12 protein-coding genes are annotated in these 15,377 nt (G+C 47.6%); 2 read left to right on the forward strand and 10 right to left on the reverse strand.

Going from position 1 to position 15,377, the window contains the following annotated elements:
* Positions 1 to 47: 47 nt before the first annotated feature.
* The 6 genes from IC230_RS03485 to IC230_RS03510 form a co-directional block, all read right to left on the reverse strand.
* Positions 48 to 1,304 (reverse strand): MFS transporter, encoded by a 1,257-nt coding sequence (locus IC230_RS03485; protein ID WP_191037856.1) that lies wholly within the window; start codon positions 1,302 to 1,304, stop codon positions 48 to 50.
* A gap of 113 nt (positions 1,305 to 1,417) precedes the next feature.
* Positions 1,418 to 2,722: a Gfo/Idh/MocA family protein gene (locus tag IC230_RS03490; RefSeq protein WP_191037563.1), complete on the reverse strand. Its 1,305-nt coding sequence runs from the start codon at positions 2,720 to 2,722 to the stop codon at positions 1,418 to 1,420.
* A 135-nt stretch (positions 2,723 to 2,857) separates the two neighbouring features.
* A complete protein-coding gene (locus IC230_RS03495; RefSeq protein WP_191037564.1) occupies positions 2,858 to 3,643 on the reverse strand; it encodes a 3-ketoacyl-ACP reductase in 786 nt (261 codons plus the stop codon).
* Positions 3,640 to 5,085, reverse strand: a complete 1,446-nt coding sequence (locus IC230_RS03500; protein ID WP_191037565.1) for an oxidoreductase — start codon at positions 5,083 to 5,085, stop codon at positions 3,640 to 3,642. The genes IC230_RS03495 and IC230_RS03500 overlap by 4 nt, the downstream gene beginning before the upstream one ends.
* Complete coding sequence (locus tag IC230_RS03505; protein WP_191037566.1) at positions 5,082 to 6,464, reverse strand: glycoside hydrolase family 88 protein; 1,383 nt, start codon at positions 6,462 to 6,464, stop codon at positions 5,082 to 5,084. Before IC230_RS03505 ends, IC230_RS03500 begins: the two co-directional genes overlap by 4 nt.
* Before the next feature lie 161 nt (positions 6,465 to 6,625).
* Complete coding sequence (locus IC230_RS03510; protein WP_191037567.1) at positions 6,626 to 7,357, reverse strand: FkbM family methyltransferase; 732 nt, start codon at positions 7,355 to 7,357, stop codon at positions 6,626 to 6,628.
* Between the two features lie 311 nt (positions 7,358 to 7,668).
* Between IC230_RS03510 and IC230_RS03515 the strand changes: the two genes are divergently transcribed.
* Positions 7,669 to 9,147 carry a M48 family metalloprotease gene (locus IC230_RS03515; RefSeq protein WP_191037568.1) on the forward strand — a complete coding sequence of 493 codons (1,479 nt, stop codon included), beginning with the start codon at positions 7,669 to 7,671 and terminating at the stop codon, positions 9,145 to 9,147.
* 103 nt (positions 9,148 to 9,250) lie between these two features.
* Here the strand turns inward: IC230_RS03515 and IC230_RS03520 are convergent, their stop codons facing one another.
* The 4 genes from IC230_RS03520 to IC230_RS03535 form a co-directional block, all read right to left on the reverse strand.
* Positions 9,251 to 10,300, reverse strand: coding sequence for a ribonucleotide-diphosphate reductase subunit beta (locus tag IC230_RS03520; protein ID WP_191037569.1), 1,050 nt, complete (start codon positions 10,298 to 10,300; stop codon positions 9,251 to 9,253).
* A 332-nt stretch (positions 10,301 to 10,632) separates the two neighbouring features.
* Positions 10,633 to 11,406, reverse strand: coding sequence for an HNH endonuclease (locus IC230_RS03525; RefSeq protein WP_191037570.1), 774 nt, complete (start codon positions 11,404 to 11,406; stop codon positions 10,633 to 10,635).
* A complete protein-coding gene (locus tag IC230_RS03530) occupies positions 11,390 to 11,548 on the reverse strand; it encodes a hypothetical protein (RefSeq protein WP_191037857.1) in 159 nt (52 codons plus the stop codon). Before IC230_RS03530 ends, IC230_RS03525 begins: the two co-directional genes overlap by 17 nt.
* Before the next feature lie 149 nt (positions 11,549 to 11,697).
* Complete coding sequence (locus tag IC230_RS03535; protein WP_191037571.1) at positions 11,698 to 12,318, reverse strand: PDDEXK family nuclease; 621 nt, start codon at positions 12,316 to 12,318, stop codon at positions 11,698 to 11,700.
* A gap of 128 nt (positions 12,319 to 12,446) precedes the next feature.
* Here IC230_RS03535 and uvrA point away from each other — a divergent pair, with 128 nt between their 5' ends.
* Positions 12,447 to 15,353, forward strand: coding sequence for an excinuclease ABC subunit UvrA (uvrA, locus tag IC230_RS03540; protein ID WP_191037572.1), 2,907 nt, complete (start codon positions 12,447 to 12,449; stop codon positions 15,351 to 15,353).
* The last annotated feature ends 24 nt before the right edge of the window (positions 15,354 to 15,377 follow it).

The following is a 15,377-nucleotide window of genomic DNA, read 5'->3' on the forward strand; positions in this document are numbered from 1 at the left end:
AAGCTTTACGTTTTCGGGATGTTCTGGTTTAAAGCACTATATATCCTTTATTCTTCAACGTAATCCAGGTCTTTTGTAAACGTTTCATCCAGAAAAGATAGCGCAACCAGAGCAACCACTAAAGTTAGAATACCTACCGTCAGGGCGCTGTAAATTGTACCTAATGAGGGTTTTAGCTGAATGAACAAAGCGCTTAGCGGAATCGTAGCACCCCGTACAAAATTCGGTATCGTTGTAGCAACGGTGGCCCGGAGGTTTGTGCCAAATAACTCAGCCGCAATCGTTACAAACAAGGTCCAGTAACCATTGGCAAAACCAAGAAAAACACATACGACGTAAAAGAGCGTTAAATCGCTTACGGGAGCAAGTAGGTAAACGAGCATACATGTCAGCGAGAAAAGCATAAACAGGCGAATAACGCGCTTGCGGCTTCGAAGTGACTGACTCAAAAAACCGCTGACTATATCCCCGAAAACTTGTCCCGAAAAACTCAGCATTACCGCTTTGCCCGCTACTACAGGGGCGCTAAGACCCAGTGCTTTGCCGAATTCTGGTGAGAACGTAATGAGAATACCCACCACAAACCAGATAGGCAACCCGACCAGTATGCATTGAATGTATTTGGCTAATCGTGTTTTACTGGAAACAAGCATGGCTATGTTGCCACGCGTCAACGCCCGCTGTTTTGTTTTGGTAAAAATTCGTGACTCCAGAACGTTCACGCGCAGAACGAGCAACAGAAGTCCCATGCCTCCGCCAATAAAATAGGAAATGCGCCAGTCGAACAAATCAGCGATGAAGTAAGCCAGAATAGCCCCGAGAACGCCCATTGTTGCCACGAGCGTCGTACCATAACCGCGAATTTCTTTCGGCAGAATCTCCGTCACTAACGTAATACCCGCGCCTAATTCGCCCGCCAAACCGACTCCAGCGATGAAACGTAGCCATGCGTACTGATCCAGGGACGTAACGAAACCATTGGCGATATTTGCCAGCGAATACAGTAAGATCGAGCCAAACAGAACCGAAAGTCTACCTTTTTTATCGCCCAGTATACCCCAGAAAATTCCGCCAATCAACATGCCGGCCATTTGGGAATTCAGCAACAAAATTCCTTCGCTCAGTAACCGGTCCCCCTCAACGCCCAGGGCTTTTAGGCTAGGCACACGCACGACGCTGAACAGGAACAGGTCGTACATATCCACCAGATAGCCTAAAGCAGCAACGAGTACCGGAAGTTGCAGGAGCAGACTGATGACAGAACGATTTGTTGTCGCGGGTTCGGAAGTCAGAATTGGCTTCATCATATATATTAGAATTGAGGCAAGGCAAACCTATAAGATCTCAAAGACCGCTCCGCTTCGGTGCAAGGTGGCCTGTGCCGTTCGACGGCGGTCCGGCTTATAGATTTTTACTTTTATACCTTTTCTGGAACCACAAACGGAGCACGGTACTTGCGCGTGAGCATCTGGTTCGCTTCTTTATCTCCCACGAACACTTCATTTTTCGGGTCGAAATGCAACGTACGACCTAATCGATACGCGATATTGCCAAGATGAGCAATCCCCGACGACAGATGGGCAGTTTCAACAGGACCATTCTGCTTCGATTTATCCCTGGAACGGACGGCTTCAATGAAATTGGCGTAGTGATCTCCCCCCGCTTTACGAGCTGGCCCCGGCGTTCGCTCCTTCCCTAAAAAAGTTTTATAATCGTCGTAGCCATTGATAACCATGTAGCCTTTATCCCCGTAGAAAAGGTTACCAATTTCAACGCCATCTTCTTTGTTGGTCATCCAGGGACGTACCTCGAACTGAATAACCTTTCCTTCTTTTGGGTATTTATAGACCGACGTGAGCGTTTCGGGGGTTTCCTTACAATCTTTCCAGAGAAACTTTCCACCAGCTGACGTGATCTCTTCCGGAAAACCAACGTCCAGGCCCCACATACAGAGGTCCGTTTCGTGAATACCCTGGTTGCCAATGTCGCCATTGCCGTAGTCCCAGAACCAGTGCCAGTTGTAGTGAACGTAGTTTTTGCTAAACTCCTTTTCCTGAGCAGGCCCTTGCCACATGTTCCAGTTTAGCTCAGATGGAACCGGCGATTTACCTTTATCCCCGATATCAGGTCGCCACTTGTAGACTAGGCCCCGTGCCATATATACGTTGCCAATCAGGCCATCGCGCAGATGTTTGATTGCTTCCTGAATAGCCGCTGAGCTACGTAACTGCACCCCATGCTGCACAATGCGGTTGTATCGGGTAGCCGCTTCGACCAGTTTACGGCCTTCGTGTAGGTTATGTGCACCAGGTTTTTCGACGTACACATCTTTACCTGCCTGACAGGCCCATATAGCGGCCAGTGCATGCCAGTGGTTGGGTGTAGCGATACTAACGGCGTCAATATTTTTGTCGTCATAGACCTGGCGCAGGTCGGCCATCGTCTGGACTTTCCGGTTGTATATCTTCTCAAAATCAGCCGCTCCAGCCTGCAATACGTTGCTATCCACATCGCACAACGTAACGACCTCTACATCTTTCTGCTTGGAAAAACCCTGAATGTGGTCTTTGCCACGACCGTTGATGCCAATAACAGCCACCCGAACGCGATCGTTAGCCCCAAAGGCATGAGCCGGAATGATCGTTGGCATGCTGATCGCAGCCAGCGAACCAACTGCAGCAGATTTAATAAACTTTCTTCGAGACTCGGCTGGACTTTCCATGAGTGGCTAATGGCTTTAGGTTTTAGGAATGAGTACTACACTACGTGAATCTATGCAGAGTCAAGTACCGCTTGCTCTGTAAAGGGGATGAGTGGGCAAAAACTAATCGAAAATTATAGACTGATTATCAAAATCTTATAAACGTGGCAGAGTCATACCCCCATCCACCATAATAACCTGCCCGGTTGAGTAAGGAAAGTTACCGCGCGCGAGGGCAGCAACCGCTTTACCAACGTCGTCGGGGTAACCCCAGCGTTTTTGTACGCACAAACCATCCGCGATCAGCTTATCATATTTGGCAGTTACGCCCGCTGTCATGTCGGTCTGAATAATACCCGGCCGAACTTCATAAACCGGAATATCGAACTCACCCAGTCGAGCGGCAAACAGTTGCGTCATCATACTCAGTCCGGCCTTCGCTACGCAGTATTCGCCCCGATTTACCGAGGCCACCGTAGCGGAAACCGACGAAACACTGATAATACATCCGGTGAACGTAACGTCGCTACGTTTCTGCTCGATCATCCAATTGGCAACCGCCTGCGTCAGAAAATACGGCCCCTGCAAGTTGGTTGACAGTACGTATTGAAAACTCTCTTCGGTAGCCTCCAGAATATCACGGCGTTCTTTCGGCGCTACACCCGCGTTGTTCACCAATACGTTCAATCGGCCAAAATGCGTCTGTATTTTTGTCAGAATGGCCCTTCGATCTTCGCGTGAGGCAATGTCACCCGGGCAGTAAATTACCTCGGCACCCAGTGAACGCAGGTCGTCCAGCGCTTCTGTAACCAACGCTTCAGAACGAACGCCATTAATTGCCAGGTCGAATCCTTCCTTAGCCAATTGCTCAGCAACGCCGTAACCAATCCCCCGACTACCGCCCGTAATAAGTGCTACGGGGCGGCCATCCGCGTTTTTCATAGGCTTTCTTTAATTGCTTTCAGTTGCTCGGCTTCTGGACTTTTTTTATAGAGTATGTCCAATGGATAGCAGCCCGAAATCAGGCCATTACGTGGCGCGGTCGTGCAGTCAGAAAATGTGCGACATATGAGATTTCGAACTAAAGCACGACCAGCTGTCATATCAGCGGGCATCGTCGGATACGATAAAACCATACGACCAAAGCCTATACTGTCGGCCATGTTGTTGCGCAATACGTACTGCGCTACGTTGGGAAGCCACTCCTGCAAATACGAATAGCCTGACCCAATAAGTACTAATTCTGGAAACGCCTGCTTCAACTCATGCGTTACGTCGATTTGGCGCTTCACCCCTATCAACGGATCTTCGGGCGGCAAATAACCGTCAGAGGGAGGAAACAAGGCTGGTCGCATGAGGTGTGGATTGTAATAAGGACTTCCGCCCGTTATGCACACCAATTGAATGCCGAGTGATTCGGCCAGCGATAACAACGCTTTCGTCTCGGTAAGATCAACGCTTAATCCGTTATCTTTCCCACCAAAGGCAAACGGGTAGTGGTCGGCAGCTTCGGGAATACCTGTACCGGCAGGTCCTTTCTTGAAAGGTAGCATATCGAACGAACTCAGGCGAATACCAATTTCAAGACCCGGTGCTGCCTGACGAATACCGGCCACGATGTTCCGCAGATAGCGCGTTCGATTTTCGAAAGAACCTCCGTAGCGCCCCTCCCGATCCACGGCACTGAGAAATTCATGCCCCAGATAACCGTGGCAGTGTTTTACATCCACAAACTCAAAACCCGCTTTTTGAGCCAGTACAGCCGCTTCAACGTATTGTTCAATGATTCGATCAATAGCCTCATCCGTAAGCGTAGGATAATCGGCGGGCATACCGAACTTACTGTTCAGAAACGGATGATTATAGAGAATTTTCGATTCAAATTTTTTATGACTGTTTGGTTTGCAGAAACGCCCCGAATGCGTCAGTTGAAGACCAATCAATAAATCATCGGTTTTTCCGAATGCTTTGGTATGCTCATCAAGAAGTAATTGTCGCAACTCAACAAAGTCCGGAAACGTATCATTATTCATCACTAACTGATTCGGGTTGGCCTTTCCTGAATGACAAACGGCTACAGCTTCGCAGCCAAATAATAGTTTAGCCCCACTAATCGCAAATTTCTTCCAGCGATTCCTAGTAAAATCCGTCGGACGCCCATCGGTAGTGCCGTCCCAGCCTTCCATTGGCAAAATGCAAAGGCTGTTGCCAATCGTCCTGCCTGATTTGAGGGGAATAGAACGATTAAAAGGATTTTCTTCAGCCGATAGTAATGCGTCGTCAAACGGCAGATCGATGTCGTTCGTTGCAAGATAATTCCGCAGGTCAGCAGCCGTTTTTAACTGCGCCATACGGGGAAATTGAGGTTTGTATTTCTCACTCATTGAGGCAGGCAATTAAAGAAAGTGTAATACGGCTCATTGCGAATGATACGTTGCAGATACAGCGCGACTTCGCGGATATGATAATCACCCCACATACTCGACTCTCCATTGGCAATCCGGCTTCCGGGTGGTACGTAATCCCAGCCGTTGGGCTGATGATAAATTGAGTGGAGAAGCAGTCCCTGATGCGCTGGGTTTGTGCTCAGGTAAGGTTCATCGAACAACGTATCGAGTACGGTTAAACCTGCCTGATAGTATCGTTTCCCTGCGTCAGAATTACCTTGATCAGTCAAGTACTTACCCAGACGTAGTAAGCCTTGGGCACCAATAGCAGCCGCTGAACTATCAACGGGTTCGAAATCATTGTAGGGCTCGGCAGGACGATTCAGATAATCACCTAAACGGTGTAGGTTTGGCGCACCGGTATCCCAGTAAGGAATGCCATCCGTAGGTGTGTGTTCGATATAAAAATCACAGGTGGCCGTGGCAGCTTTCAGCATGTAAGCTTCAATGGCGCTACGTCCACTAAAAGGTTCGAGTTCGGCATCATCGCGGGTGGCGAGCCATTCCAATTCTTCAGCGAACCCGCACATTGCCCAGGCTAGTCCGCGCGTCCAGGTTGTAAACCCTGAATAGCCCTGCTGCGAATTAGGACAACGGAAATTGCCATCTTTTACGTTAAAGACGCTTTCATGCGCAGTACGTCCCCATATGTCATACGTATCACGACCTTCGCCGTAGAAAACTGAGTAATCGGCGGTGGCTTTGATGTGTTGTAACGCTCGTTCCAGCAGATTGATTTTTGCGTCGCCCTCACCCTGAAAAACATGACCCAACGCATGGCTCAGTACTAAAGCCCGACATGAACGTATCGTATCGACAAATAGCGAATGGGGTCCGTTAAACGAACTGATAAACCCCCCGTTTTTGACGGGCGTCCATCGGCTTGCCTGTACGGCTCCAGAGATTTTCAGGGCCAGCTCATAGAAATTGGTTTCCCATTCATTTTCTGGTATTCGGCCTTCCCGCATTAGCCGGAGCAAGTTACCATACGTACTGACGTTATTGAAACCGTGATCATGCACACCAATATGACTGATATGAGGAGCCATTACGCGCAACGTTTTTTGGCGACCCATTTCCAGAAAATCGGTTTCGTTTGTCGCGTCAAATTGCACAATAGCGGAGCCAAACTGAAAGCCCTGCGTCCATTCCGTCCAGCCACGTGTCGTGTATTTACCAGCAACGGTAAAAACGGGCGATCCTTTTGTTCCGTCGTATTCGTTTTCAATGAGTCGAATTTTCTGGCCGGAGAGTTCCCAGAATCGGTTAAGTTTTGTAGAGAGGTCGTTGGGATGTAAAGAGTTGTTAATCTGCATAAACCAGGAAAAGTTGCGGGTTTGGCGCTACGTTTCCTAAAGAGCAGTTACTACACTCTACTACCTATGAAATCTTTATAAACGTTGGCTGATTAATAAAAACAGCGTCCTGTTAATACAAAACGCTGTTTTTATTAATTAACGGGCAAAGCTGATGGGATCTATTGTTGTGTGGCTTCCAGTGCGTAGCAAAACGAATTAATGGGCGAGTAATTGGTGGTATAACCCAAGGATTGCACGTATTGATTGAAGGCTTTTATATTCTTATCCTCTTTATCAAGATCATGTACTTCAATCATCATCTTCCTGATTCGTTTGATCAATTCGGGAGACGTATGGTACATAATATCATATTCGCTTCCTTCGCAATCCATCTTCAACAGATCAATAGCCTGTAAGCCATTTTCCTGAATAATATCTGTGAGCGTTACACAGGGTACTGTTATTTTCTTACTATTATTTTCATGAAAGTTCGAGAAGGCAGAGGCTACTACCTGATTATTTTCTTCAGCTTCAGCAAATAGCTCTAATTGGGCTAAAGGTTGGCCTGTTACGGCCATCGAAAACAGGTGTACGCTTTGTTCTAATCTTGGATTCTGCCGGAGCGTTTGCTGAAGCGTTTTCACATTAGCGGGCACCGGTTCGTAGGCGTAAATAGTCGCCTTATCGATTTTCGATAAGAGCTGAATATCAAAAAAACCGACGTTGGCCCCAATATCGATCACGACAGGTGCAGTCGGCAAGTCATCGACCAGTTCATCAATTTCATACACGTCTTCCATAAATAACTCCTTGAAGAGCGAGTACACACCTTGAGATACCTGAAAGCGTATAGGCAGGGGTTTCGTCGTGAAAATGAGATCGCGTTTATGACGATCGCCCTTACGGAACATATATTCTCCGGGGTTAGAAATATGCTTCCACAGCCTGAAATACCGGTTTATACCCGCGACAGCCATAAGTTAATAATTACAATAGGCGACAAAAAAGGACGGTTAGCTGATCGTGTTAAGTAATAATCAGCGATTAAAGCTAAGTAAATCTGACCATAATCGAGTGCTTGTCTAAATTGGCGTACGTACAACGTTAAAACTGCATTAAACAAAACAGACCTCAGTAGTAGTTTATATTAATCGTATTGGTTACCCCTCGAATTGGTCTAGAATCATTACGTCTTTACACACTAAACCCTAATCTACCTACCATGCACACATCCACTTTTTGGTATCGATCCGCTACGTTAATTACCCTAATCGTCGTTTCGTCCTGCGCCCGCAATCCAGTTACAGGTAAGCGCGAGATAAGCCTGATGTCAACCGAACAGGAAATTGCTATTGGGAAAGAATCACACCCCTCAGTCGTAGCTACAATGGGTTTATATGAGGACAAAAACCTTCAGGCGTTTATGAACGAAAAAGGGAAAGCAATGGCTAAAATTTCGCATCGTCCTGACCTTCCCTATCAGTTTTACATCGTCGATTCGCCGATTGTTAATGCCTTTGCTGTGCCGGGTGGTTACGTTTATTTCACGCGTGGTATTCTGGCTCATTTTAATAATGAAGCCGAATTTGCCGGTGTACTGGGTCACGAAATCGGCCACATTACGGCCAAACACGCAGCTCGCTCCCAGAAAAGCCAGTTGCTCAGCACAATTGCTCTCATTGGTGGGGCGGTTCTTGCGCCACAAGTCGTTGGGCAAAATATCGAAGCACTTCAGCAGGGATTGGGCCTTTTATCGCTTAAGTACAGCCGCGACCACGAATCGGAGTCTGATAAATTGGGCGTCGAATATTCCAGTAAGATTGGTTACGATGCGCACCAGATGGCCGACTTTTTTGGAACACTCAAACGCCTTTCCGATAACTCAGGCCAAGCCGTACCCCAGTTTATGTCGACCCACCCTGACCCCGGCAATCGCTTCACGCGTGTACATGAGCTGGCAAAAGACTATCAGGCTAAGAACCCTGCTACGTATCAGGTGGATCGCGATCAGTACCTGCGACTGATTGACGGTATTATGTATGGCGAGGACCCTAAACAGGGCTTCGTCGAAAACGGGCAGTTCTATCACCCTGAGTTGCGTTTTCAATTTCCTGTGCCGACTAGCTGGCAGTCGCAAAACTCACCGAGCCAGTTTCAGATGGCTGCCAAGGATGGAAAATCAGCCATGATTCTGATGCTGGCGAAAGGAAACTCGCTGGACGAAGCTGCCCAGAATCTAGTGAAAGAATTAAGCCTGAACGTACTGGAGAACAGCAAAACCACGATCAATGGCAACCCCGCCTACGTATTGATTTCACGCCAACAGCAACAACAGCAGCAAGGTCAACCACAACAGCAACAGGACCCCAAAACGGCGCTTCAGATTGGAACCTGGCTGATTCAGTATAACAACGCCGTTTATGCCCTGCACGGACTGGCCGCTGCTTCCGATTTCAACAACGCGTTCAGTACGTTTAAGCAGGTGGCTGGCAATTTCCGTTCGCTCACCGATCCTGATAAACTCAATCGCAAGCCAGAACGTGTATTGGTAAAAGCGGCCCCCCGTGATGGCTCGTTTCGGGAAGTGGTAACCGCGCTGGGAATGCCCGCCAATCGCGTCGAAGAAGCAGGCGTATTGAACGGTCTCAAGGCCGATGATCGGGTAACAAGAGGTGCTTCAGTTAAAATTATTAGTCGGTAGCATTCTAACCTGTGGCTACCTGACTAAGTAAAGAAGTCCCGCAACAGCTGTTGCGGGACTTCTTTGCTTGCCATACTGGACAGTTGTAATGACAAAAATACAATTAAAAATCAGCGTCGAACGTAATGCCTTTGGGTTCTTCGACTACTACAGCAGGCGTTGGGTTTTCCGCATCCTGTGGGTTTTGCGAAGCCGCTTTGGCTGCTTTGAACTTGGACATTACCTCGCCCCGCTGGTATTCGCCCACGCGCTTCTCGAAGAAGTTCGTTTTGCCCTGCAACGAGATCATATCCATGAAATCGAAAGGATTCGTTACGTTATAGATTTTCCGTAATCCAAGCGTAACGAGCAGGTGGTCGGCTACGAATGCGATGTATTGCTTCATCAGCTCAGCGTTCATCCCAATTAGTGACACGGGTAGCGCATCGGCCACGAATTCCTGCTCAATCTCAACGGCGTTACGGATGATGTCGTAAATTTCCGACTCTGGCAACTTATTGACGATATGGTCGGTATAAAGCATACAGGCGAAATCGCGGTGCAGACCTTCGTCTCGCGAGATCAGCTCGTTCGAGAAGGTCAGTCCTGGCATCATCCCCCGCTTTTTCAGCCAGTAAATCGAGCAGAACGATCCCGAAAAGAAAATGCCCTCAACGACCGCAAACGCAATAAGCCGCTCAGCGAACGTACCGTTATCAATCCAGCGTAACGCCCATTCGGCTTTTTTCTGCACGCACGGAATCGTGTCGATGGCGTTCAGCAGCCGGTCTTTTTCATTTGGATCTTTGATATACGTATCGATCAGCAGCGAATACGTTTCGGAGTGAATATTCTCCATCATGACCTGAAAGCCATAGAAACACTTGGCTTCGGCGTACTGCACCTCCGACAGAAAATTGACGGCCAGGTTCTCGTTTACAATCCCATCGGATGCGGCAAAGAACGCCAGTACGTGCGAGATGAAGTGCCGTTCGCCATCGTTGAGGCTGTTCCAGTCCTTCATATCCTGACCGAGGTCAATTTCTTCAGCCGTCCAGAACGACGCTTCGTGGGTTTTATAATACTCCCAAATATCCCAGTGTTTGATGGGAAACAGCACAAATCGGCTTTTGTCTTCTTCTAAAATCGGTTCAATTACATCATTCTGTACCATACTGACGAGGTGCTTTTATGTGGAAATGCCTGATTCTTGTGACAGATAAGACGGACAAAAATTATGTAAACTCAGGTTAACAAAGTTACGATTTCAGGCCTCTCATACAAGGTGATTGGGTTGGATACCCGGCATTAGACAAATTGAAAAATAGCGTAAACTCAACGTAGTGAGTTGATTAGATAAAATAGGATACTTGAGATTCCTGGAATAGTCCTTTAATAAGGGGGGTACGCCAATAATTTTGCCTGAAACGCCAGATAATAGGATAAACGTTTCTGCTATGAAATAGTACTGGTGAAACAGAGAGGAGTAGATGCTTATTTGCGCTCTTAGAATCGAAACTGTTGCAAGCGATACTCCAGAAATTCTTTCTTGGGTTGGTATACCTTAGGGGCTAGAATGGGTTGATGTTCATAGCGACCGAAGAATTGCTGATAAAACTCTTTCGATGATTCAGCTTTCAGTCGTTTTGAAAGGAGTACTTTGTAATTCACGTCGATACAAATCAGTCCTTTTTCATAGGCTCTGTCATATAGATTTGATAAGCATAAACCATTTTCGGGATTGAGTCGCTCGTGTTCGTTCTCTGCCCACGGTATAATATGACTGGCAACCAGTAGCTCAGGCAGATCAATCCCCGAAATGGCACAGCGATTCTCATACGTTTTCAAAATCATTTGCCGAAAAACGCTTTGGTTCACTCGTGTTTTTACAGCTCTTATTTTTACCTCACCTTTTAAATCCTTGAGATCAAATATAATTTCGGGATAAACCTCTTCAATTGTTTTGTGCTGATATTCAGCCAGAATGTGTTCACTCTCAAAAACAAGTTCCTCCTGATTATTGATGAATTCGTTCCAGATCGGTTCAACCTGTTTACGGCCACCATCCATCCCTTTTACCCCACGTTGCTGATGATATGGATCAACGCTGGTAAAATTGGCAAGCCGCATTGCCACTGAATCAGGTGTACGGCGACCTAAAATAGCCGCCAGTTTTTTCACCTCTTCATTGCCCTTATGCATTTTACCAAAAGGCAGTTTCAAGTAAAGATTAAATGCTAAAATCAACTCTTCGCGAGTCCAGTTAGGAGAGGTGGCCATTCAAGAAAATAACGGTTTTGTATTTGGGTAGCACTACGTCGGGTTTACCGGGAAGGTTCTTGTCATGTAGGCGGTACCGGAAACCGTGTGCGTGCAGGAATTTGCGGACAATTAGTTCGGCCCTGGTGTCTTTGCTACGTATCGTGACATGTTATAGCTGCACGGTCCGGCGTACCGGTTGGGCAGGAGTGTGTAGGTCGGCCATGAAAAAACGTTGCGTTAGTATGTCTCTATAACGACTTCACCTGTTGATCGTACATGAATACCACCAGGCTTTGACTACCCAAAACATCAGGGAATACTAATTCCTTTTTTAGTCAGATACGCTCCGATATTAAATGTATTGCCGTCCATAATTTCCACATCCTTATCCCAATTCACCGTTTCGATACGTTCCGGAGTAGCAATCAGGACAACCTGCGGATCGGTCAGTACCCATATGATTTTCTGAACGCCGAAATCAAAGAGCTTGCGGGTCTTTTTATAAATATATCCGTTTTCGGTTAGTTCATACGTATCAGCTTCAATGTCAACCTCGATGGCGATTCTGGGCGGGACGTCTGCATATTTTTTAGAGATTTTGGCGGGCGTCAGTACAGCCTGATCGAAAATGGCAATATCGTTCGCCAGATTGTTCCGGTGATCGAGGTGGACACCTGATTCGCCCGTAAGCACAAAATAAATATCGTCATCAATAAATTTTCCAATCTGAATAACCAGGTAAGCAACAATAACAGACTGCAAGGTGCTGGCCCCCATAATTTCTTCGATTGTTTTTTTACCTGATACTACGTCCCGGTAGCCTTTTCTGTAAATAGGCTTACCGTCCATGATTTCGTAGACCAGGGAATCTGGGATTTTGCGTCGGGGCTTAGGAAGCGGTCGGCGAGGAGCGTCGTAAGCTGTAGCCATAAAAATTGCAGTACAATACAGCCAAAGATAAGAAATTTGCCAGAACCCACTATTGCAAAAACCAGTCGTCCCCCCGGAAACTCTACCCCATCCGTTTACGTTGTTCTTAAGAATAAGCTCATCCCAACGTGACGGAAGAAAAAGCAACCGAACGTCGGCCCGGACTCACCGATATTGACCTGACAGGGTACGATCAGATTGAAGTCCTGGGCGCTCGTGAACATAACCTGAAAAATATTGACGTAACGATCCCCCGCAATAAGCTGGTGGTTGTGACGGGTATTAGCGGAAGCGGCAAGTCGTCGCTGGCGTTCGATACGATTTATGCCGAAGGCCAACGGCGCTACATGGAGAGCTTTTCGGCTTATGCCCGCTCGTTCATCGGCGATATGGAACGGCCCGATGTCGATAAAATCAACGGCCTGAGTCCGGTGATTTCCATTGAGCAAAAGACGACATCCAAAAACCCTCGCTCAACAGTCGGCACAACGACGGAGATTTACGATTTTCTGCGGTTGCTCTATGCACGTGCCGGAGAAGCGTTTTCCTACGTAACGGGCCGAAAGATGGAACGTCAGTCGCAGGACCAGATTATTGATACGATTCTGGAACAATACGCCGGACAGAAACTAACGCTGCTCGCACCGATTATCAAAGGTCGGAAAGGGCATTACCGCGAACTGTTTGTGCAGATTGCTAAAACGGGCTACACCAAAGTTCGGGTCGATGGCGTGGTACAGGACATCGCGCCAAAAATGCAACTGGACCGGTATAAAATTCACGACATCGAAATCGTCATTGACCGGCTCGTTCCGAAAGTAGAAGATCGTTACCGGCTGAGCCAGTCGATACAAACGGCGCTGAAGCAAGGAAAAGGCGCGATGCAAATGCTCGATGGAGCTGGTACGTTGGTGTATTTCTCGCAGAATCTGATGGACCCGGAGTCGGGGATCAGCTACGACGAACCCTCGCCAAACTCATTCTCGTTTAACTCGCCGTATGGTGCCTGCCCCGTTTGCAATGGTTTAGGGGTGATTGAAGAAATTACACAGGAGTCAGTTATTCCAGATAAATCGCTCAGTATTAGCCGGGGTGCTATTGCTCCGCTGGGTGAATACCGCGAGTTGTGGATTTTCAAGGAGATCGAAGCGATTCTAAAAAAGTACAAACTCAACCTGACAACGCCCGTTGCTAAATTTCCGGAAGATCTGTTGCATGCGCTTATGTACGGAACGGAAGACGAGGCAACGGTTCCGTCGAAGAAGGATACGGGCCGGGCCGACGCTCGGGAAGATTATTATAGTTTTAAGTTTGAAGGGATTGTCAACTTTTTGAAACGGCAGCAGGAAAACAGCACCGACAAAATTCAGGAGTGGTTGAAGGATTTTATGGTTGTAAAAACCTGCCCCGAATGCGACGGTGCCCGATTGAAAAAAGAATCGCTGTATTTCAAGATCGATCAGAAAAACATTTCCGAGCTGGCCCGCATGGACATTTCGGAACTGACTACCTGGTTTGATGGCGTGGAAAGTCGTCTAAGCAACCGGCAGAACGTCATTGCAAAAGAAATTCTGAAAGAAATCCGCAAACGGATCGGTTTCCTGCTCGACATCGGTCTGGATTACCTTACGCTTGACCGGGCGTTACGTACCTTATCCGGTGGGGAAGCGCAACGGATTCGACTGGCTACGCAGATTGGCACCCAATTAGTTGGCGTACTCTACATCATGGACGAGCCGAGTATTGGCTTGCACCAGCGTGATAACGTAAAACTGATTGATTCGCTGAAAAACCTGCGCGATCTGGGCAATACGGTTCTGGTGGTTGAGCACGATAAAGACATGATGCTCGAATCCGACTTTATTCTCGACATCGGTCCCGGTGCGGGTCGGCATGGCGGTCAGGTCGTTAATCAGGGAACACCCGATGAATTCCTGAACAATCAATACGTTGGAGCAGCAGGTAGCAGCACCACCGCTGATTACCTCAGTGGGCGACGAAATATCGACGTACCAACCGAACGACGAAAGGGGAATGGTAAATTTCTGATTATCAAAAATGCGACAGGCCACAATCTCAAGAACGTAACGTTGAAGTTGCCGCTTGGTCGGATGGTGACGATCACGGGCGTATCAGGCAGTGGGAAATCATCGCTGATTCACGAAACCCTGTTTCCGGTTCTGAATCGCCATTTTTATAAATCGAAGCGCGAGCCGCTGCCATTTAAAACAGTAGAGGGACTGGAGTATCTGGATAAAGTGATTGAAGTCGATCAGTCGCCGATTGGTCGGACGCCCCGTTCAAATCCCGCTACGTATACGGGCATGTTCTCGGAAATCAGAACGCTGTTTGCTGAACTACCCGAAGCCAAGATTCGCGGTTATAAGCCGGGTCGATTCTCGTTCAACGTAAAGGGTGGGCGTTGTGAAGATTGCGAAGGCGCGGGCATGAAGAAAATCGAAATGGAGTTTCTGCCTGACGTTCACGTGATGTGCGAAACCTGTAAAGGAAAACGCTTCAACCGCGAAACGCTGGAAGTACGTTTCAAAGGGAAATCCATCGCCGATGTACTGGATATGACCGTTGAACAAGGTCTGGATTTTTTTGCCAGCCAGCCCAAAATTCTTCGTAAAGTATCAACATTAAACGACGTGGGCTTGGGCTACATTACGCTCGGCCAACACGCTACTACGTTGTCGGGTGGCGAAGCGCAGCGTGTGAAACTTGCCGAAGAGCTATCCAAAAAAGACACGGGTAAGACGATGTACATCCTCGATGAACCAACGACCGGTCTGCACTTTCAGGACATTGCTCACCTGCTTGACGTACTAAACAAACTCGCCGACAAGGGTAATACAGTCCTAATTATCGAGCATAATCTGGATGTTATCAAAGTATCCGATCACCTCATTGACCTTGGCCCCGAAGGTGGTAACAAAGGCGGTTACATCATTGCGGAAGGCACGCCTGAAAAAGTAGCCGAGGTCAAGGGAAGCTACACGGGCAAATTTCTGAAGATGGAATTGGGAGGATAGGGAAACGTAATGAGTTATTATCTT

Origin of the sequence: Spirosoma validum (assembly GCF_014699035.1) — a bacterium.
In the GTDB taxonomy this organism is placed as follows: domain Bacteria; phylum Bacteroidota; class Bacteroidia; order Cytophagales; family Spirosomataceae; genus Spirosoma; species Spirosoma validum.